Genomic DNA, 19,638 nt, shown 5'->3' with positions numbered 1-19,638 from the left:
CATCGCCTCAAACGGCCACACAGTTTCTATCCACGCGCCCCGGGCGGGGCGCGACCGACAAATACCGGCAATACCAGGGCTGGGTTGATGTTTCTATCCACGCGCCCCGGGCGGGGCGCGACGAGATCCCAGCGCTGGTTGTTGAGCAGTTCGGCCTGGTTTCTATCCACGCGCCCCGGGCGGGGCGCGACGGTCTGTTTGCCGCCGATAAGCGGCATGGCCTCGCAGTTTCTATCCACGCGCCCCGGGCGGGGCGCGACCAGGAGTTTCGGAAAGTGATTGCGGCGCTGGGTAGTTTCTATCCACGCGCCCCGGGCGGGGCGCGACCCACCGCCCAATCCTCCTCGCTGCGGATGGGGCGGTTTCTATCCACGCGCCCCGGGCGGGGCGCGACGCCTGGCGCCACACGGTGACGCTGGGCAGGCCGAAGTTTCTATCCACGCGCCCCGGGCGGGGCGCGACGGTGGGCTTTATCGCCTGGAGATACGGCAAATGATGTTTCTATCCACGCGCCCCGGGCGGGGCGCGACAGGAGACGGTGATGATGCTGGTGAGGCATGACAAGTTTCTATCCACGCGCCCCGGGCGGGGCGCGACAGCGACACCGTGTCGGAGCCCGGCCAGCCCGGCCGTTTCTATCCACGCGCCCCGGGCGGGGCGCGACGCCTTGGGTGTCAGCAGGTAAAGACCGTCCGCTGCGTTTCTATCCACGCGCCCCGGGCGGGGCGCGACGCTCGCTTACCTTGAAAGCCACAACAGGTAAGCAGTTTCTATCCACGCGCCCCGGGCGGGGCGCGACATGAACGCCTCCCACTCTGCCGGGGTGGCAGTGGTGTTCTATCCACGCGCCCCGGGCGGGGCGCGACTGCTCCTTTATAACGCATTGAAATGCCGATCAAAATGGGCAGCCTCTTGCGAAACTGCCAAAGTAACGCGGGAGAAGCACCCCTCAACCGGCTGATAAATCTAAAAATCTTTAAAAATCATATTATTAAAGAGCTGCGAACCCGCCGGGAAGGCGCCGGACGCTATGGGTTCGCAAGACTAGGAAAATCAGAAAACGAGCGGGCCGTTCATATCCAATGCAGGCTTGGCGCCGATATGCTCGATTCGATTCTTCCAGTTCCTGCCCAGGAAATAGAAGCGCAGGCTATCGACTTCATCGTCGATCAGGTCAATCAACCGCTGTCGCAGGCGCACCCATTGGTCGGGATCGACCTCAATCTCGAATACCGAGAATTGCACTCGCTGCCCGACATCACGGCAGGCCTTGGCAACACGGCGCAATCGTCCCTCACCACCATCGGAAGAAGTGCTGACATCGTAGCTGACCAGAACCATCATCGCTGCACGCTCCTTATCAGATCACTTCCACAGGAAGGGTGGGTAGGCATCCAGATCGCCGCGCAGATGGCGCGCCAGTAATTGCGCCTGCAGAATCGGCAGCATGCCTATTGGCGCCTTCTCGCCAATAAAGGCATGGTTGAGCTCTTCACGCTTCCGCTCCTGATAGGCAGTCAGCACTGTCTTGCGCGCATCGTCAGTCAGTACCACGCCGCCACTTTCAGCAACCGTGAAATCCTTCTCCCGTAGTTGCCGACGATTGACCAAAGACAGCGCCAATCGGTCCCCCAGCAGCGGCCTGAACTCCTCGGCCAGGTCGAGTGCCAAGCTGGGCCGCCCGGGCCGGTCGCGGTGCAGGAACCCTACCGCAGGGTCCAATCCAACGCTTTCCAGAGCCGAACGGCAGTCGTGGGTCAGCAGCGTATAAAGAAAGGACAGCAGCGCATTGATGCGATCACGCGGTGGGCGGCGGTTGCGGCCGGTGAAACGGAAAGCTTCACCGTCATGACGGACGAGACTATCGAAGACGCTGAAATAGACCTGCGCAGCCTCCCCTTCAAGGCCTCGCAATCCATGGGGCAGAGGTTCTCGCAGTAGGTCGCGTGCGATTCTGCTCAGTCGAGTGCACGCCCTTTCCAACCCTTCGCGCTCGGCCGGGGCCAGCTTGCTGCCATAGTCACGCAGCCCCCTGGAGATTACCGCTCGCTGATTGTGCACCTTGCCGATCAACACGCCACGAACGATGGCAGCACACCCGACTTCGTCATCGCTGGTGCGGTACTGGGTGCGCCTCAACAGCACGTTGCCGGATACCGGCCCCTCAATACGTGCGAGGAACTTACCATTGGGCGACAAGTGAGTGATGGTAACCCCCTGCTCAGCACAGAACCCCATCAGCGGCGGCGATACCAGCACCCTGCCGAAACACACTAGTGACTCGAGCATATGGATGGGCAGTCGTGCTCGCTCCTTACCCTCGACGTTCATGACCACGTTGGCCCCATCTTTTCTGAGCCAGGCTCCTTCGGTGGTGATGTAGAGCGTATTGAGCTGACGGCGCATGCGATTCACTCATCCAGAGATTGAATTTGACGCGCCAGCCAGCGGCCTGCCGAGCGTTGCTTGCCCATTACTTGCGGTTGGCAGGCATCGATCAGCGAGCAGTGGTCGCAGCGCTTGGGCTCATAGGTAGCGAATGGTGTGTGGTCGCTATCGAAGAGATCACGCGTTTCGGCGATGACTCGCAGGGTCAGTGCCCGCAGCTCATCGTCGAACGCGACGGCCTTGCGCCGCCGTGTCTTGCCATAATAGAGCGCGCCCTCCTCGATCGAGACACCCAGCATCTCTTCCAGACACAGAGCCTGAGCGCACAACTGCACCTCATCAGCGCGATGGGCCTTGGGCCGACCACGCTTGTACTCGATGGGTCGGACCACTGAAGGCTGCTGGGACTCATCGAACTCGACGACATCGGCAACCCCGGTCAATCCAAGCGACTCACTGGCCAGCGGAAGTGCCATGGCGGTGTGGATGCCCCGTCGACGTTCATGGCCCAGGTGGTCGGCACGCTCGTGGAGGATGCGCCCTTCCGCCGTATAGCGGTTTTCCGCCCACTGCTGTTCGAGATGGATCAGCGCGCACTGGCGAGGACAAAACAGCTTGTGCTGCAGTGCCGAGAGCGGGATCAGGCGAACGTCATCCTCCATCCCATTCGCCTACAACTTCTCGTCGACGCTAACACCGGCCGGTAAGTCCTCTGCCTCGACAGAGACGCGATAGTCGCTGTAGTGGCGGGCCGGAGTATCTTCTTCGCCTTCAACACGCTTAACTTTCACGCTATCAAACAGAACATGTGCCGGGGCATTACCCATCGGGTGATCATGCTTGAAGACGATCAGCTTGCGTGTCGACATCTCGCCGCGGGCGGCGGATCGGTCATGCTCGAACATATTGATCAGCGCACGCCACAATAGCTCGAGATCATCCTCCGAGAAGCCAGTACGCTCGGCGAGTTTGGCCGATATGTAGCCATGCGCGCGATAGAGGCCATAGGGAATAATGTGCTTGCGGCCCATGGTGCGCTCCTTCTCGAGATCGCGCTCATTGGTGACCGCCATGCGGGTTATCGAAACCTCCATCGGCACTACCGGGTCAATGGAGCTGGCAAAGGCCATCTGTACCGGACCACGCACCTGGCCGGAGTTGACCTCGGTGGTCATCACTGCGCCGAAGGTACGGACGTCGAAGAAGTTCTTGCACATCCATTCCGTCAATGCACGAGCCTTTTCTACCTCCTTGGGCAACTTCTTCGGCTCGGGCTTGATATCGAGCGCATCGTAGGCCTTCTTGTGCTGGTTGTTGAGCACCGACTTTTCTTGCATATAGATGGCGTAGCCGGCGTCAATGTCCTTCTCCAGGGCAACGTAGTTACGGATCTTGCGCTTTAAGCAGACGTCGGTCACCAGGCCCTGGTTGGTCTCCGGATCGAGCCTTGGCAGGTTGCCGGCATCCGGGTCACCATTGGGATTACCATTGGAGACGTCAAACAGCAGCACAAATTCGTAGCGGTTAGTGATAGCACTCACTCTGACTCTCCCTGCTCATCTTCTGCATTTTTAGCGGCGCTGTCTTTCTTGGCAAAGCGGGCTTTAGACTGATGGTAATAACCAATCGCAAAACGCCCCTGGTCTTCAATGCGAAGACTCCTGGGGAACCTATCGCCCAGCCCATCAATGATGGTAGCGATCTCGTTTTCTATTTTGTACGCCAGCCCGCCCTTGTCCTTCTTTCGCATATTCGACAAATGATGCTGAACATTGCGCAACAGCATGGGGAAGACGCTGGCCGGTGTCGCCGAGGCGGCACCGTAATAGCGATCACGAATAGTGGCATTCACTTCGCTGCCAAGTGCACCGCGCTGAGCGATTTCCAACTCGGCGAATAACCTGCCCAGCAAGTAGCCTGGGTGGGTGGAATGAGGATCGAGACTCACGGGCATCTCCTGAGTAGTTGAGTTCGAATGCACTGAAAGGCGGGCTTCGCGCGCGAGAACCGCCTTGCAGAGCGCGACTCGAATACCGCTGATCTTGCCGTCATTGCGAAATCTCATGACGATGTTATTGAGAAGTGAACGCGGATAACGGGAGCCGGTAAGAATGGAACGCATCAACTCTCCGGCCAGTTGTGGTAACACATCCTCAGCTTTTGGCCTGTCACCATGCATAGGTGCCGTCTGCAGAGCAAGCCGCCACGCTCCCGGCGTTATGCCTTTCCAAGGGGAAGGCTCTAGCGACATGTCTTGGTGATGGTGGGCATAGTGCTGCGCCAAGTGCTCCAGGCTGTCGACATACCAGAAGCGCACCGATAGGCGCGCCGCGTTGGGTGCCAATCCCAGTACGAAAAACTGGGTATCCGCTTCCAGCATCGGATCAAGCTCTGACAGGATGCGTCCCTCTGAAACCTGTTGCATCAGGGTGCCTAGTTTGGCGGCCTCCTGCTCATCGCTGGGCGGCTCGTTGAGCATGGCGAAAAAGCCCTCGGCTGCCTCGGCGTGCGCCCTATCCCTGGCTTTGGCCCAAAACACCACCGTCGCATCACCGATCTGCAAGCGCTGGTGATTGTCAGCATCGCCTCGAAGCAAGTAATTCAGCGCTGTCGAATAGCCAAATATAGCTGACTTACAAACCGAAGCATTGTTCTGCCCCTTATTGCCATAGGATTCATAAGCAGAACTGTTGAATGAGACAAGAGAAGCACCTGATGACTGAGAACCCTTAACGCCTTTAATCTTAGGGTGGTCGGTCCCAGGGGAGCAATATGACCGGTTATAAGGCACTGCCTCGACACTCCTTCGCTACTTTCAAGCGCAGCGCCCCATAGCCGGCGCGCTTCCCGGTTCTCATGCAGGTACTGCCGCTGGCCATCGAGCCGGAATATGATCCTGATTCCGTGAAGCCAGCGCCGACACTTCCCCTATCACCGCCAGTGCGCATTTTTTGACCTCCGATTCCGTCTCAACTGCCCAATGCATGCCGGTGATGGCCGACCAGGGCGGCGTCGACCGGCGACGGCAGCCCGTTTTGACATGCATAGCTACCCGCCGGGCACGGTGATGCTGGCTGCCGGTGACCGTCAGCCCTCTACGTGATGTCGTTGTCCGACAGACGATCAGCATGGTGTGCCTCGGGGATAGCGAAGGCGGCATCGCAGGGTGTTCAACACCGTCATGCGCCCGATGTCCTGCCCGAAGTCGAGGATGACCTGCCGTGCCTTGTGGATCACGAGAGCCGCGCGATGTACCAACTCTTGGAGCACGGTGCGGATCCGGCGCCGCTTGGCGGGATGGCGCACCGGGCTCAGCTCGCCGGTCATGCCCATCTGGCCCATCAGCCGCAGGATGTTGTAGGCCAGCTGGGCGAGGTGCAGAATCAGATCATTGGTGGCGAACTTTCCCGACGGCAGCCGCTCCAGGTCGAGATCGGTCTTGATCTCGCTGTGAAACTGCTCATGAGTGGCATGCGCCTGGTAGCGTTTGATCACCGCCTCCGGCGCCTCGTCCAGGCTGGTCCACCAGCCTTCCAGCTCATACTCCGGTTCGAGCAGTAACTGGCCATCGTGATCGGCGGTGCGCTCCACCAGGCGCATCACGCGCTTGAGCTCGTACTCAGACCGACCATCGCGGATCGAGACGGTCTGCGTCCATAGTGCCTGGCGCTTTCCGGGCGCAATTCTTCCCAATAGTCCGCCGCCACGGCCAGCCAGGTGTCCTGATCGGCCGTGGCCGAGTCCCGCGGGTTCCATTTGACGAGGTAGTCCAGCTGGCGGCCTTCCTCGGCAAAGGCCAGCCGCTGCCGTTCGAGAAGGGCCAGATGCGCTTGGCTGTCGAAGCCGCTGTCCTCACGCAGCAAGATAGGTCGCTCGGTCAGGCCTTGGGCGCGGGGCAGCACCCGCTCCAGGAAGGCGTTGCTCTCCTTCATGGTGTGCTGCTTGCCGGGACGCAGTTCCAGGCCCAGACACCACCCTTCGTTGCCCAGGTAGGCGGCGATTGGGGTGTAGCCGTCGACCTTCTTGTAGGTCCGCGAGACGCCTTCCTTCTTCGAGTTGCTGTTGTCCATGACGAAGGTGTCGATGTCGAGGCAGACATGTGTCGTCTCGGCGGTGATCGGTGCCTCCACCAGCGACAGCAGGGTGGTGGACCAGGTGGCGGTGCGTGCCTGCAGGTCGTTGGCGGCAAGCTTCTCCAGCCGCTGTCGCAGCGTCGCCGTGCTCGGCACCTTCTGCAGGGTCAGCAGTTGCTGGAAGGGCTTGTCGCGACGGAAGTTTTCGATGGCATCATAGTCGCTCATGCCCAGGCACAGCAGGCCCAGGTAGCTCTTGACCACGTCGCTGGTGCGCATGCCCAGCGTGGTGGGGAAGCGGCTGTCGATGCTGTCGACGCCGGCGATCTCGAGGCACTGCCCGATGATGGATAGCCCGGCGTGGCTGGTAAGGGTGCGGCGACTGGCGCGGAATTTGACGTTGGGCATGGCACTGTCTGGGTGAATGGCGATATCAGCTATATTGCCATTCAGGTCAGTGAGTTAGAAGCATTTCGGGTGGCTGACCTCACGGATTCAGGTATGATGTTAGAATCTAAGACATCTTCGCTATATCCGGGCAACTCAGAGAGCTGCTCCGGCTCCCATTGATCAAGCAGCCTCAGAAAGGCGCTCAGGTCAGGATCATCGCTCTCGCCGAACAGCGAAAACTGGCGAGCCTTGAATGCCGCATGCTCATCGGCCAGTCGCTTGCTTTCACCGGCAGTGACACCGAGCGAATAGGAGGTCTTATCCCATAGAGGATAAGTGTAAACATTACTCGACCGCCCCTTATCCACAGGCACCTGAAAAGAGCTCGGCCGTGGCTTCTTGCCAGTGGTATCGCGCAGATCGATGATCTGTAACGGCTTTCCATCTTGGGAAAACACCAGACAGAAACTGACTTTCTCACTGCTGAAACCCGGGAGCGGCACCTTCTTTTCTTCCGCTAGCCGATGGTAGTAGTCATTGAGAGCCGTGAGAATCATGCCAACGCCTCCTCAAAAGGCGGCACCTCAATCACGCCATCCTGCATTTGGGCGCGAAAGAAACGCGGCGTCTTGCCGTTGGCGAAGTCGATATCGTGCAGCATATAACCAAGGTCACGCTCCCCACTCAAGCGGTCATCAATGGCTGGCATAGCAGCATCGGCTTCAATCAGGACAAAGCTGGCGGGAAACTCCCGTGTGCCCAGGCACGGCATGTGGAAGCACTGCCCCTGCCGGGCGCGGCGATTGAAGATATCCAGATGTTTGCCGGGCGTATCACTCTCGTCGGCACGCGAGGTGAACTCGAAGTGCGCTTCGATTACATAACCGACATCGCGTAGAATCGTGGCAGCACGCTGCTGGCGGTTCTGGTCGACGAAATAGGACACATCGTCAACACGACCCGCCTTCATCGCTTTGGTAACTGTCGACGCGGGCAGCTTGCCCGCGACTTCGTTACGTCGCAGCGACTCGAAGCGGATCGGCTTGAGAACATGGATACGATCCACGCACCAGCGAATCGCCGGCTTCCAGTGAATCGCCTCCAGGATGCCACGTGCAGCAGAAGGCGTGATCACATCATAGGAGACGCGTTCTACCTTCATTTCGGGCCGTGTAAAGCAGGCCCGCTCCCCCAGATATGCAGACGAACCCCATATGTCATCTGCTGCTCCTTGTTCCCTGATGATGAGTATTGGCTTCACCAAATATTAGATTCACCAGAACGAAAAGTCGGATCGCTCCAATTCAATCCCATGTGCTTGTCATAAAGATCCTCGTTGGCCAATATCATGAATTGGTCGCCGAATTTGTCGGGCTCGATAGCCACGATGGCACCGACCCGCTCAAGTGCAACATAGCCCTGCTGTGGCACTTGCACCGTATAGGGCTGCAGCTTGCGGGCGATGCCCCCTACCTTATCGGCATAAGCCAGATCCCTCAGCGCGACCCGGGCCTTGTCGTCGAAAGGAATGATCACGGCACGCTGATTGTTCTCAATCATGCGAAACTTCTGTTCAAGGGTCTCGAAGGGAAGGCCTTCGAGACGGCCGTTTTCGACCCGCGCCAACAGGTCATGTTTATCCAAGCTCTTGGAGCCCTGCTGCCAGTACAGCAGCCGGAAGTAGGCCTCTATCGCCGCCAACGACAGAGGATCGTCTCCGTGGTGCCTGAGAACTTCCCGAGTCACCTGTGCAAACTTCTTGAGTTCAGGTGGCGGTGCCCATTCATCGTTAGCGTTTGCAAATATCGCCACATCGCTATCCGCCGCTGAGCGCCTCCCCTCACGATTACAGCGTCCGGCCGCCTGGGCGATGGAATCCAGCCCCGCCTCGGCGCGTAATACCCGCGGGAAGTCGACATCTACGCCAGCCTCTATTAGTGATGTCGAAATTACCCGACAGCACTGACCATCTTCGAGGACTTGACGTATCTCGGCCAATACTTGGCGACGATGTACGGCGCACATCGAAGTGGTGAGGTGATAGATGCCAGTCTGATCTGCTATCGACTCGAACAGCGCCCGGGCATGACGACGGTTGTTGACGATGCACAGCACCTGCTCAGTCGCGAGCAGTTCGTCGCGCAGCTCCCCATCGTCTAGCGCGCCGATATGGCGCACGGATACGCGCTTGAGATCGCGATAAAGCTTGTTAGGACATTTCGCAAGTTCGCGCATGCCCCGAAAGCCACCCTGAAAGCTGCGCTCGGGATCGTCGGTTTCGGCCAGTGCTGGCTGGGTCGCCGTGCACAGCACGACACTGGTGCGATAGTTCAGCGCCAGTTCGTCCAGTGCCGCCACGCTGGGCCGCAGCAACGGCAAGGGCATGGTCTGCGCCTCGTCGAGAATCACCACGCTGCTTGCGATGCTGTGCAGCTTGCGGCAGCGCGAGGTCTTGGCAGCAAACAGACTTTCGAAGAACTGCACCGCCGTGGTGACGATGATCGGCGCATCCCAGTTCTCACTGTCGCGACGCAACTTGTCGATGGTGTAGCGGTCGCGCTGGCTGCCGGCGTCAAAGGCGCTATGGTGCTCCAATACCGCCGCCTCGCCATGCTCTCCCAAGGCATCGCGAAACACCGCTGCATTCTGTTCAACGATACTGGTGAATGGAATCACATAGATCACCCGGTCCATGCCGTGAGCAATGGCATGATCGAGAGCGAAAGCCAGTGAGGCCAACGTTTTGCCCCACCGGTCGGTACTGTCAGTGAAAACCTGCCAGGCGGCAGCTCGGCTTGAGCACGAACATGAGAGAGGATCTCACCACGCAGGCGATTGACGTCGCTGTCTGCCTTGAAGGTGGCCAAGCGCTTATCGAGGGCATCACGCAACACGCCCAGCGGCGGCCCGCCACCACGGGCGTGAGGCACGCCTTTTCGTGCACTGCATAGAAGGCCTCGGTATCGACAAAGTCGGCATCGACCAAGCAGGAAAACAGCATCCTCGCCAAAAAGGCATACTGGAAGAACGCCCTGTCGCGCCGCTGCTGAAAGTGTGCCGGGGCGACAGATTACGGGGAAGCGCTATCTCTTGCTGCCACACCGGATCGAGCGGGGGCACATCAGCTTCCAGGCGGTTCTGCAGTGGCGTGCGCTCACCGATATCCCTTCCATTGGCTAACCCTGCGTGGTGACCGGCGACCAGGTAGGCAAGCAGATGGCCCACCTGTGGGTAATTTTCAATCGCGATATGGGCGCCGGCCGTGGAGTGGTCGACGCGCTCCGGCGAGCCTTCCAGCCGCCGCTGGAAAGGCACGGTGTACTTGCCAAGGTCGTGCAACAAGCCTACAGCCTCACCCCATGGACCCGCTCCAAAACGTGCAGCCCGCTCTGCGGCCATTAGCCCCACAGCGCTGAGGTGGCTTTCAAGTGGCTGCCAGGCGGACTTCCCTTCATTTGGAAATGAGTGTGCGTAATACATGCATCCCTGCTCATACTGGCTGTCGAAATCCCCACCCACAGCTAAGCACCCCTAAACCTGCTTCGCCACCTCTACATTGAATATCCAGGATTCATCGGTATGGCTTTGATGCATGTCATACCCGGACACTGCCGCCTTCATGCGGCACGGAGGAGAGCGATTTGCACCTGCCAGGCAAGCCCTGTATTTTTATTGATTGAACATTCAATAAAAGGAATCCCATGACGCTGCTCAATCCCCAGCCGTTTCGTTACGCCCTGACCGCCCTCGGCACCGTGGCGCTGGCTGCCCCGGCGCTGGCCGAGACCACCCCGCTGCAGCAGCAGCTGGACGATCTGCAGGCGTTTCAGGTGATCGCCCACCGCGGCGCCAGCGGCCACGCTCCGGAGCAGACGCTGCCGGCGCTGGTGCTGGCCGAGGAGATGGGCGTGGACTACCTGGAGCTGGATATCCAGATGACCGCCGACGGCGAGCTGGTGGCCTTCCATGACGAGACCATCGACCGCACCACCGATGGCGAGGGCGAGCTCAAGGACATCACCCTGGAGGAGCTCAAGGCACTGGATGCCGGCAGCTGGTTCAACGCGGCCTACCCCGACTACGCCGACGAGGCCTACGAAGGCGTCGAGGTCCTCACCCTGGGCGAGGTGATCGACCATTTCGGCACCGATGTCCGCTACTACCTCGAGACCAAGTCGCCGGAGCTCTACCCCGGCATCGAGGAGGCGCTGCTCGAGGAGTTGGAAGCTCACGGGCTGATCGAAGCCGGCGCGGTGGTGGTGCAGTCGTTCAGCCAGCCGAGCCTGCTCGAGGTTCAGGCGCTGAACGATCAGGTGCCGCTGGTGCAGCTGGTGTGGTACCACCCCCAGGCCGAGGGCAGTGAAGAGCTGCAGGAGTGGACCGGGGTCACCCCGGGGCCGAGCGAGATCACCGATTCAGACTTTCAGGCCATCCGGGAGTATGCGGTGGGCATCGGCACCAACCTGACCTACCAGGATGACCTCCAGGTGATCGATGCCGCCTTCATCGAGCAGGCCCAGGCCAACGACCTGCTGGTGCATGTCTACACCATCAACGAGCAGGATGACATGCAGACGCTGCTCGACTGGGGCGTCGACGGCATCTTCACCGACTTCCCGGACCGCCTGAACGCCCTGATCGACTAATCGCGCCCTCTCACACCACCTGGGCCACCTCATCGAACGCCAGCCGCGGCCCGCGGGGGCGCAGGCTGGCGGGGTCGCCGACGCCGAGGTTGACCAGGAAGTTGCTCTGGTAGCGCCCGTCGGGGAAAACTCCTGATCGACCATGGGGCGGTCGAAGCCGCTCATGGGGCCCACGTCCAGGCCCAGCATCCGGGCGGCGATGATCAGGTAGCCGCCCTGCAGGGTGGCGTTGCGCCAGGCGGTATCGGCGGCCTTCTCGGGGTCGGCGGCGAAGCGCTCCCGGGCGTTGGGCGAGCCGGGGAACTGGGTCGGCAGGTGCTCGTAGAAGCGAGTGTCGGTGGCCACGATCACCGTGGCGGCGGCCTCGCGGGCCTTGTCCCGGTTGCCCTCGGAGAGGGCCGGAAGCAGCCGCGACTTGCCGACCAGGCTGGTCACGAAGACGTAGCGGGCCGGCTGGCTGTTCATCGAGGTCGGCCCCCACTTCAGCAGGTCGTAGAGCCGATGCAGGGTGGCGTCATCGATCGCCACGTCGCGAAAGCCGTAGTGGGTGCGCGCCTCGCGGAAGGCGGTGTCGAGGGCGGTGTCGTCGAGCGGCGGTCGCATGGGGGTCTCCGGGTCGGTCTCCCCTGACTCTACGGGAATGGGTCTTGCCGGTCACTCCACCCTGCTAGGCTCTGTCTGAAAACTGGCTGCGCTCGACCATACGGCGTTAAAAATCGGCTCAAAGTACTCATTTACACCACGTAAACTCCGTCTTTTCGCCGATTTTTGCCTTGTCTGGCCTTCGCTCGCCGACTTTTCGGACAAAGCCTAACCTCATAGCATCACTCGCCTGGTTCTGGAGCCGCTCATGTTCCCGACTCGCCCCTGGTCACCCGCTCGCTTCTTCCTGCTCGCCCTGCTGCTCTATGCCGTGTCGCCCGGCGCCGTTGCCGAGCCGGCTCGGCAGGAATTTCAGGCCTATCAGGACGCCCTGGAGCGCGGGGCGCGACAGGCGGGTATCTGGCAGGCGAGCTGGACGGGGATCTACGCCGGCAGCCTGGCGCTGAACGCCTATCAGGCCAGCGAATCGAGCAGCCGCGATACCCGCTACGATGCCCGCGTGGGGGTGGTGAAATCGGCCCTGGCGCTGGGCGGCATGTTCCTCGACCGCCAGCCGCACCCTCAGGCGCGCCGTGAGCTTCGTGATGGCCCGGGAGATATCGAGAACGCCCGCCGGCTGATGCAGGCCCTCGCCGAGGAGGAGCGCCAGCGCCGCAGCCTGGAGGCACGGCTCGGCTCGCTGGCCGTCAACACCGCGGCGGGGCTGCTGATCGGGGTGGGCGACGGCCGCGGACGCGACGGCGCCATCAACTTCGCCACCGGCATGCTGGTCAGCGAGCTGCAGCTACAGACCCAGCCGCGCCAGGCCACGGCGGCGATCAATCGCTTCCAGCCGGCGCGGGTGTCGCTGGGCGAACTTCACCTGGAAGGCGAATATGCGCTGCTGGTCACTCCCAACCACCTGGGAGTGGCGCTGCGCTATTGAAGTCGGACGGGACGGCCAATGGTTCCATTTTTCGCTGAATGCGGGATACTGCCGCCCATCAACGGGTAGTCACGCATCGCGAAGCGCTGGATGACGCCCAATTTGTTATGTTATAACCTCATCCATCCGTCGCGAGGGCCCGCTTATGGCACACCGTACACACTCGCACCGGCACCGCCAGGAAGGGCCGTGCCATTTTTCCCTGCTTTCGCTCTCCGCCGGGCGCCGGCTGCTGTTGGTGGCCGCTCCCCTGGCACTGCTGTGGCTGACGGTCGGCTGGGCCGCGGGGTGGTGGCAGTGATGCCGGTACCTGAGCCCGCCCGCCTGGCCCTCCGCGACCTGCAGCTGGCCCAGGGGCATCGCACCGTGCTGCAGCACGTGGACGGCGAGTTCGCCGATGGCGCCATCACCGCCCTGGTGGGGGCCAACGGCGCCGGCAAGAGCACCCTGATCCAGGGCATCACCGGCACCCTCAAGCCGGTGGCCGGGCGTATCGACTGTTCGATTCCCAAGTCGCGGCGCGCCTGGCTGCCCCAGCAGCTGGCGCTGGACCTCACCTTCCCGATGAGCGTGGAAGAGCTGATCATGGTCGGCACCTGGCCCAGCCACGGGGCGCTGAAAGGCTACTGCGGCGCCCACTACCGCCGCGGCCGTGAGATCATGGCGCGCCTGGGCATCTCGCATCTGGCCCACCGCCCCCTGGGCGAGCTCTCCGGCGGCCAGCGCCAGCGGGCGCTGATCGGCCGCACCCTGATGCAGGAGGCCGAGCTGCTGCTGCTCGACGAGCCCTTCGCCAACGTCGATGCCGAGACCGTGGAGGTGCTGATCGAGGTGCTGCGCGACATGGCCGATGCCGGCACCACCCTGCTGGTGGTGCTCCACGACATGGACCAGCTCACTAGGCTCGCCGACGAGGTGGTGGTGCTGGCCGGCGGCCATGCCCACTGGACCACGGCGGCCGCCTTCCGCGAGATGACGCCGGCGGAGCTGATCCAGCTCACGGCCCCGCTGCCGATCGCGGGGGTCAGCGCATGCTAGCCGAACTGTTCGGAACCCTGCACGAGTGGCTGATCGCCCCCTTCGACTACGGCTTCATGCGCCGCGCCCTGGTGGCCGGCCTGGCGCTCTCCCTGGCCGCCCCGCCCATGGGGGTGTTCCTGGTGCTGCGCGGCATGAGCCTGATCGGCGATGCCATGGCCCACGCCATCCTGCCCGGCGTGGCGCTGGGCTTTTTGCTGGCCGGCTTCTCGCTGCCCGCCATGAGCCTCGGCGGGGTGCTCTCCGGGCTGCTGGTGGCGGTGCTGGCCGGCAGCGTTTCGCAGATGTCCGGCCAGCGCGAAGATGCCGCCATGGCCAGCTTCTTCCTGATCTCGCTGGCCGCCGGGGTGATGCTGGTCTCGCTGGGCGGCAGTAGCGTGGACCTGACCCATGTGCTGTTCGGCTCGATACTGGCCGTCAACACCACCGCCCTGCTGCTGATCGCCGCCATCAGCAGCCTGATCGTGGTGACCCTGGCGGTGATCTTCCGCGCCCTGGTGGTGGAGTGCCTCGACCCGCTCTTCCTGCGCGGCCAGGGGGTGCGCGGCAGCCTGGTCCACGGGGTCTTCCTGGGCCTGGTGGTGCTCAACCTGACCGCCGGCTTCCAGACCCTGGGCACCCTGATGGCGGTGGGCCTGATGATGCTGCCGGCCACCGCGGCGCGCTTCTGGAGCAAGCGCCTGGAGGGGCTGATCGGGGTGGCCATCGGCCTGGCCATGGTCGCCAGCACCGGCGGACTGCTGCTCTCCTACCACCTCAGCATCCCCTCCGGCCCGGCGATCATCCTGCTGGCCGGGGTGGGCTATATCCTCTCCGCCCTGTTCGGCCGTCACCACAGCCTGAGCGCCCGCCTGCGACGGCGGGCCGCCCCCTTGGGCGCGCCCGAGCCTCACTGAACGCACAACCTTTGACAACCGCACCAAGGAGATAGTCAATGCCAAGCTTCAAACCCTCCGCCCTGATGATCGGCGCCACGGCCATGCTGGCGCTGCCGGCCGCCATGGCCGCGGAGCGCGTCCAGGTGGTGACCAGCTTCAGCATCCTGGCCGATATGGTCGAGAACATCGGCGGCGAGCACGTCGAGGTGACCTCCCTGGTGGGCCCCGACAGCGATGCCCACGTCTACTCGCCCACCCCCCGTGACGCCCGGGCCCTTGCCGATGCCGACCTGGTGGTGTTCAACGGCCTGCTGTTCGAGGGCTGGATGGAGCGGCTGATCGACTCCAGCGACTACGCCGGCCCGCTGGTCACCGCCACCGATGGCATCGACAGGCTCGAGTACCACGACGACCACGGCCATGACCACGACGATCACGGCCATGACCATGATCACGACGACCATGGCCACGATCATGACCACGACGACCATGACCATGGGCACGAACATGGGCATGATCACGACCATGTGCATGGCGACTACGATCCCCATGCCTGGCAGGATCTCGCCATGGGCCAGGTCTACGCCGGCAATATCCTGGAGGGCCTGATCGAGGCCGACCCGGACAAAGAGGCCGCCTACCGTGAGAACGCCGAGCGCTACATCGCCGAGATGCAGGCGATGGACGAGGAGATGCGTCGGCTGATCGGCGAGATTCCCGCCTCCAGCAGCGTGATCACCGGGCACGACTCCTTCGGCTATTTCGCCAACGCCTACGGCCTGAACTTCCTGTCACCGGTGGGGCTCTCCACCGAGGCCGAGCCCAGCGCCGCCGACATGGCGCGGCTGATCGACGTGATTCGCGAACAGAACGTCCGCGCCCTGTTCCACGAGAACATGACCAGTCCCGCGGTGATCAACCAGCTCGCCGAGGAGACCGGCCTGCCCGTTGCCGGCACCCTCTACGCCGATGCCCTGGCCGCGGAGGGCGAAGCGAGCACTTACCTCGGCATGATGCGCCACAACGCCCAGACCCTGCACGACGCACTGGCAGCGCCGGGCCATGACGACCATGACCACGACCACGACAATGACCACGATCACGATCACGATCACGATCATGACCATAGCCACTGAGCCCGCCTGACGGCGACTCGTTCAGCGGACCGATCGGCGGGGGCACCTTCAGGGTGCCCCCGCTTTTCTGACTCTTCGCAGACTGGCGTGCATTGGCTTTGTGGGAGGGACGGTTCGACGCTTCGACTTCAGCTCCGGCTCGACGCTTCGACAAAGTAGCGCGCAGCGCTACTCATAGGGCGCCTGCGGCGCCTTCGCCCGGCAGAGCCGGCCTCCCACCATTAAACCTGCCAAACATGTTCACGCTAAAGTGCGATGAACCCTTTTTCTGTCCCGCTCCACCTCCAAGCTCCGCCGACGATGCCTTGCAGCCTGGCATCATCTGTTCCGCCTTGTTCTCTCCCATTGCCACCCGGCCTTGCCAAATACGCCTCAACCCACTGAATAAGTGGAAGAAGCAGCCACGTTACGCCGCAGTCGCGCCGTCCGCCGACTCACACCAAGGTCTTACACTGTGTCGTGACGCCGAAAGATTGGCACGAAATGCAAAAAGTGTGGCCGGATGGGTAAACCCCGCGGCGACCTTTGCTCCTACCATGAAGCCGGCAGCCCCCGCTGCCCGTACACAACAACAAGCAAAGGCCAAACGAATGATCACATCCCGCCAGTTCGCTCTGGGCGCTCTCGCCGCCTCCGTCATGCTTGCCTCTCAGGCCGGCGCCACCGAGATCACCGACAACGAAATCCGCATCGGCTACCTGGCCGACATGTCCGGCATCTACCGCGACCCGATCGGCCCGATCGGGCTCGATGCCATCGAGATGGCCATCGAGGACGTGGGCGGCAGCGTGGCGGGGCCGACATCGTGGTCTTCAGCGCCGACGACCGTAACAGCGCCGATGTGGGTTCCAGCGTCGTTCGCGAATGGATCGACGAGCGCAACGTCGACATGGTGACCGGCCTGGTGGCCTCCTCGGTGACCCTGGCCGCCGTGCGTCTGCTGGAAGACGAGAACCGCCTGGGCCTGGTCAACGGCGCCGTCTCCTCCGGCGTGACCAACGAGAGCTGCTCGCCCAATCACATCCACTGGGTCTACGACACCTGGGCCATGTCCAACGGTACCGCCCGCGCCATCACCCAGGAGGGCAACCCCAACTGGTACCTGCTCAGCGCCGACTACTCCTTCGGCCACGCCCTGGAGGGCGACGTGGAGCGCGTGGTCACCGAGAACGGCGGCACCATCGTCGGCAAGGCGCGCCACCCCTTCCCCAGCAGCGACTTCTCGTCGTTCATGCTGCAGGCCCAGGCCTCCGGCGCCGACGTCATCGCGCTCAACAACGCCGGCGGGGATACCATCAACGCCATCACCACCGCCGGCGAGTTCGGGATCACCCAGGCGGGCCAGATCCTCGCCGGCATGGTGCTGTTCAGCACCGACATCCGCAGCATCGGCCTGGAAGACGCCCAGGGCCTGCAGTTCACCAAGGCGTGGTACTACGACCTCAACGACGAGACACGCGCCTGGGCCGAGCGCTTCCGCGAGCGCACCGGCAGCATGCCCACCATGGTCCACGCCGGGCTCTACTCCAGCACCCTGCACTACCTGCAGGCCGTCGACGCCATCGGCACCGACGAGGCCCAGGCGGTGCGCCGGCAGATGATAGAGACGCCAGTCGACGACATCTTCGCCACCGGCGGCTATATCCGCGAGGACGGCCGCATGGTCCACGACATGTACCTGGTGGAGGTGAAGTCGCCGGAGGAAGCCGCCGATGAGGACGACCTCTTCCGCATCGTGCGCACCATCCCCGCCGACGAGGCCTTCCGGCCGCTGTCCGAGAGCCAGTGCCACCTGGTCAACGGCGGTGCCTGAGCGCGCCGGTGCAGGGCGTGACGGGTCGCCGTCGCGCCGTTGCCCCTCGGCGCCTGTCAGCGCCTCCCTGCTCTGGGTGCTCTGCCCCGACGAGCCCCTCCCGCCCCCGGCCGAGGCCGGGGGCAGGCGCCAAGCCGCCGTTTCGCCGCGATCCCCGCTGTCTGAGAGGTCAAGCAAGCGATGAAGACAACGACAACCACAGCTCCATCACGCATCCAGCAGAACACCATCGGCGCCGCCCTGGCCCGCAGCACCCGCAAGCATGGCGCCCGCCTGGCGCTCGCCTTCAACGACCGCCACTGGACTTACGCCGAGCTCGACGCTGCGGTTAACCGGGTCGCCAACCGGCTGCTGGCCCAGGGCCTCACCCCCGGGGATCGCCTGGCGGTCTACGGCAAGAACTCCGACGCCTATGTGATCGCCTGGCTGGCCACCACCCGTGCCGGCCTGGTGCACGTGCCGGTGAACTTCGCGCTGAGCGGCGACGAGCTGCGCTACATCCTCGAGCAGTCCGGCGCCGCCGGCCTGCTCAGCGACCTCAGCCTGGCCGACAACGTCGCCGCCGCCACCCAGGGCCTGGCACTGACCCTCGCCGGCACCCTGCACGCCGGGGAGCCCCAGGGCCTCGACGTGCTTCAGGTCGCCCTCGACGAAGCCGAAGGCGATGCCGCCGAGCCGGCGGTCGACCTCGAGGGAGCGAGCCTCGCCCAGCTGCTCTATACCTCCGGCACCACCGCCGCCCCCAAGGCGGCGATGATGACCCACCAGGCGCTGCTCGCCGAGTACATGGCCTGCATGGTGGAGCTCGACATCAAGGGCGACGAGCCGATGCTGGCCGCCCTGCCGCTCTATCACTCCGCCCAGATGCACGTCTTCCTGATGCCGGCGCTGCTGCTGGGAGCGCCGGTCCACCTGCGCGAGGCCCCGCTACCCGACGACTGCCTGGCCCAGATCAGCCGCCAGGGCATCGCCTCCTTCTTCGCCCCGCCCACGGTGTGGATCGGCCTGCTGCGCCACCCCGACTTCGACAGCCACGATCTCTCGGCGCTGAAAAAGGCCTACTACGGCGCCTCCATCATGCCGGTGCCGGTGCTGGAGGAGCTGCGCCGGCGCATCCCCGGCGTGGGGCTCTACAACTGCTACGGCCAGAGCGAGATCGCCCCGCTGGCCACGGTGCTGCGCCCCGAGGAGCACGACGAGCGCCCCGCCTCCGCCGGCCGCCCCATCCTCACCGTGGAGACCCGCATCGTCGACGCCGAGATGAACAACGTGGCGCCCGGCGAGCACGGCGAGATCGTGCACCGCTCGCCGCAGCTGCTCACCGGCTACTGGGACAAGCCGGAGATGAGCGAGGAGGCCTTCCTGGGCGGCTGGTTCCACTCCGGCGACGTGGGCTACCTCGACGAGGCGGGCTATCTGTACATCGTCGATCGCATCAAGGACGTCATCAACACCGGCGGCGTGGTGGTGGCCAGCCGCGAGGTGGAGGAGGCGCTGTTCACCCACGCGGCCGTCTCCGAGGTGGCCGTGATCGGCCTGCCCGACGACAAGTGGATCGAGGCGATCACAGCGGTGGTGGTGCCCAAGGAGGGCGCCGAGGTGAGCGAGGCGGCGCTGATCGCCCACGCCAAGGCGAGCATGGCGCCCTACAAGGTGCCCAAGCGGGTGGTCTTCACCGACGCCCTGCCCAAGAGCACCGCCGGCAAGATTCTCAAGCGCCACCTGCGCCAGGAGCTCAAGGGCTAACC

15 protein-coding genes, 4 pseudogenes and 1 CRISPR repeat array (1 of these 20 cut by a window edge) are annotated in these 19,638 nt (G+C 63.2%); of the genes and pseudogenes, 8 read left to right on the top strand and 11 right to left on the bottom strand.

Annotated elements, in window-relative coordinates; genetic code table 11:
• Positions 1-866: direct repeats of the CRISPR family, unit length 33 nt; unit sequence GTTTCTATCCACGCGCCCCGGGCGGGGCGCGAC (it extends 113 nt beyond the left edge of the window).
• A 187-nt stretch (positions 867-1,053) separates the two neighbouring features.
• The 10 genes and pseudogenes from cas2 to ACSJDS_RS03575 all read right to left on the bottom strand — a co-directional run bounded on the left by cas2 (position 1,054) and on the right by ACSJDS_RS03575 (position 10,331).
• Positions 1,054-1,344 carry a CRISPR-associated endonuclease Cas2 gene (gene cas2, locus ACSJDS_RS03620; protein ID WP_095620334.1) on the bottom strand — a complete coding sequence of 97 codons (291 nt, stop codon included), beginning with the start codon at positions 1,342-1,344 and terminating at the stop codon, positions 1,054-1,056.
• A gap of 21 nt (positions 1,345-1,365) precedes the next feature.
• A complete protein-coding gene (gene cas1c, locus ACSJDS_RS03615) occupies positions 1,366-2,406 on the bottom strand; it encodes a type I-C CRISPR-associated endonuclease Cas1c (RefSeq protein ID WP_473032142.1) in 1,041 nt (346 codons plus the stop codon).
• A gap of 5 nt (positions 2,407-2,411) precedes the next feature.
• Entirely contained in the window at positions 2,412-3,050 is a 639-nt protein-coding gene (gene cas4 / locus ACSJDS_RS03610; RefSeq protein ID WP_473032141.1) for a CRISPR-associated protein Cas4, read from the bottom strand.
• A gap of 9 nt (positions 3,051-3,059) precedes the next feature.
• Positions 3,060-3,929, bottom strand: coding sequence for a type I-C CRISPR-associated protein Cas7/Csd2 (cas7c, locus tag ACSJDS_RS03605; RefSeq protein WP_473032140.1), 870 nt, complete (start codon positions 3,927-3,929; stop codon positions 3,060-3,062).
• Positions 3,926-5,250: pseudogene (cas8c, locus tag ACSJDS_RS03600) on the bottom strand (type I-C CRISPR-associated protein Cas8c/Csd1). The gene cas7c and the pseudogene cas8c overlap by 4 nt, the downstream one beginning before the upstream one ends.
• A gap of 261 nt (positions 5,251-5,511) precedes the next feature.
• Positions 5,512-6,869: pseudogene (locus ACSJDS_RS03595) on the bottom strand (IS1380 family transposase).
• 41 nt (positions 6,870-6,910) lie between these two features.
• The gene (locus tag ACSJDS_RS03590; protein ID WP_473032139.1) at positions 6,911-7,408 is read right to left on the bottom strand and encodes a type I-C CRISPR-associated protein Cas8c/Csd1; all 498 of its coding nucleotides are present in this window, start codon (positions 7,406-7,408) and stop codon (positions 6,911-6,913) included.
• A complete protein-coding gene (gene cas5c / locus ACSJDS_RS03585; RefSeq protein ID WP_473032138.1) occupies positions 7,405-8,013 on the bottom strand; it encodes a type I-C CRISPR-associated protein Cas5c in 609 nt (202 codons plus the stop codon). The genes ACSJDS_RS03590 and cas5c overlap by 4 nt, the downstream gene beginning before the upstream one ends.
• Positions 8,014-8,108: 95 nt before the next feature.
• Positions 8,109-9,590 (bottom strand): CRISPR-associated helicase/endonuclease Cas3, encoded by a 1,482-nt coding sequence (locus tag ACSJDS_RS03580; protein WP_473032137.1) that lies wholly within the window; start codon positions 9,588-9,590, stop codon positions 8,109-8,111.
• Positions 9,591-9,734: 144 nt separating this feature from the next.
• Entirely contained in the window at positions 9,735-10,331 is a 597-nt protein-coding gene (locus tag ACSJDS_RS03575) for a CRISPR-associated endonuclease Cas3'' (protein WP_473032136.1), read from the bottom strand.
• A 221-nt stretch (positions 10,332-10,552) separates the two neighbouring features.
• On the opposite strand from ACSJDS_RS03575, the gene ACSJDS_RS03570 reads away from it, so the two are divergent.
• Positions 10,553-11,497: a glycerophosphodiester phosphodiesterase gene (locus ACSJDS_RS03570; RefSeq protein ID WP_473032135.1), complete on the top strand. Its 945-nt coding sequence runs from the start codon at positions 10,553-10,555 to the stop codon at positions 11,495-11,497.
• 162 nt (positions 11,498-11,659) lie between these two features.
• On the opposite strand, the pseudogene ACSJDS_RS03565 reads toward ACSJDS_RS03570, so the two are convergent.
• Positions 11,660-12,100 (bottom strand): annotated as a pseudogene (locus tag ACSJDS_RS03565) (malonic semialdehyde reductase); the annotation flags it as partial.
• Positions 12,101-12,347: 247 nt separating this feature from the next.
• On the opposite strand from ACSJDS_RS03565, the gene ACSJDS_RS03560 reads away from it, so the two are divergent.
• The 7 genes and pseudogenes from ACSJDS_RS03560 (at position 12,348) to ACSJDS_RS03530 (ending at position 19,636) form a co-directional block, all read left to right on the top strand.
• Positions 12,348-13,025 carry a hypothetical protein gene (locus ACSJDS_RS03560; protein ID WP_473032134.1) on the top strand — a complete coding sequence of 226 codons (678 nt, stop codon included), beginning with the start codon at positions 12,348-12,350 and terminating at the stop codon, positions 13,023-13,025.
• A gap of 145 nt (positions 13,026-13,170) precedes the next feature.
• Positions 13,171-13,326 carry a hypothetical protein gene (locus ACSJDS_RS03555; RefSeq protein WP_473032133.1) on the top strand — a complete coding sequence of 52 codons (156 nt, stop codon included), beginning with the start codon at positions 13,171-13,173 and terminating at the stop codon, positions 13,324-13,326.
• Entirely contained in the window at positions 13,326-14,063 is a 738-nt protein-coding gene (locus ACSJDS_RS03550) for a metal ABC transporter ATP-binding protein (RefSeq protein ID WP_473032132.1), read from the top strand. Before ACSJDS_RS03555 ends, ACSJDS_RS03550 begins: the two co-directional genes overlap by 1 nt.
• Complete coding sequence (locus ACSJDS_RS03545; protein ID WP_473032131.1) at positions 14,057-14,959, top strand: metal ABC transporter permease; 903 nt, start codon at positions 14,057-14,059, stop codon at positions 14,957-14,959. Before ACSJDS_RS03550 ends, ACSJDS_RS03545 begins: the two co-directional genes overlap by 7 nt.
• Before the next feature lie 38 nt (positions 14,960-14,997).
• Positions 14,998-16,077 (top strand): metal ABC transporter solute-binding protein, Zn/Mn family, encoded by a 1,080-nt coding sequence (locus tag ACSJDS_RS03540; protein WP_473032130.1) that lies wholly within the window; start codon positions 14,998-15,000, stop codon positions 16,075-16,077.
• A 590-nt stretch (positions 16,078-16,667) separates the two neighbouring features.
• Positions 16,668-17,890, top strand: a pseudogene (locus tag ACSJDS_RS03535) (ABC transporter substrate-binding protein).
• 180 nt (positions 17,891-18,070) lie between these two features.
• A complete protein-coding gene (locus ACSJDS_RS03530; protein WP_473032129.1) occupies positions 18,071-19,636 on the top strand; it encodes a fatty acyl-CoA synthetase in 1,566 nt (521 codons plus the stop codon).
• Positions 19,637-19,638 lie beyond the last annotated feature (2 nt).

The organism is Halomonas sp. SL18_1 (assembly GCF_055755715.1).
This window is presented reverse-complemented; position numbering and strand designations above follow the sequence as displayed.

Coding starts and splice junctions, on each gene's coding strand:
- cas2 (WP_095620334.1), bottom strand. CDS start 1,344: ATGATGGTTCTGGTCAGCTACGATGTCAGCACTTCTTCCGATGGTGGT.
- cas1c (WP_473032142.1), bottom strand. CDS start 2,406: ATGCGCCGTCAGCTCAATACGCTCTACATCACCACCGAAGGAGCCTGG.
- cas4 (WP_473032141.1), bottom strand. CDS start 3,050: ATGGAGGATGACGTTCGCCTGATCCCGCTCTCGGCACTGCAGCACAAG.
- ACSJDS_RS03590 (WP_473032139.1), bottom strand. CDS start 7,408: ATGATTCTCACGGCTCTCAATGACTACTACCATCGGCTAGCGGAAGAA.
- cas5c (WP_473032138.1), bottom strand. CDS start 8,013: ATGAAGGTAGAACGCGTCTCCTATGATGTGATCACGCCTTCTGCTGCA.
- ACSJDS_RS03575 (WP_473032136.1), bottom strand. CDS start 10,331: ATGTATTACGCACACTCATTTCCAAATGAAGGGAAGTCCGCCTGGCAG.
- ACSJDS_RS03570 (WP_473032135.1), top strand. CDS start 10,553: ATGACGCTGCTCAATCCCCAGCCGTTTCGTTACGCCCTGACCGCCCTC.
- ACSJDS_RS03560 (WP_473032134.1), top strand. CDS start 12,348: ATGTTCCCGACTCGCCCCTGGTCACCCGCTCGCTTCTTCCTGCTCGCC.
- ACSJDS_RS03555 (WP_473032133.1), top strand. CDS start 13,171: ATGGCACACCGTACACACTCGCACCGGCACCGCCAGGAAGGGCCGTGC.
- ACSJDS_RS03550 (WP_473032132.1), top strand. CDS start 13,326: ATGCCGGTACCTGAGCCCGCCCGCCTGGCCCTCCGCGACCTGCAGCTG.
- ACSJDS_RS03545 (WP_473032131.1), top strand. CDS start 14,057: ATGCTAGCCGAACTGTTCGGAACCCTGCACGAGTGGCTGATCGCCCCC.
- ACSJDS_RS03540 (WP_473032130.1), top strand. CDS start 14,998: ATGCCAAGCTTCAAACCCTCCGCCCTGATGATCGGCGCCACGGCCATG.
- ACSJDS_RS03530 (WP_473032129.1), top strand. CDS start 18,071: ATGAAGACAACGACAACCACAGCTCCATCACGCATCCAGCAGAACACC.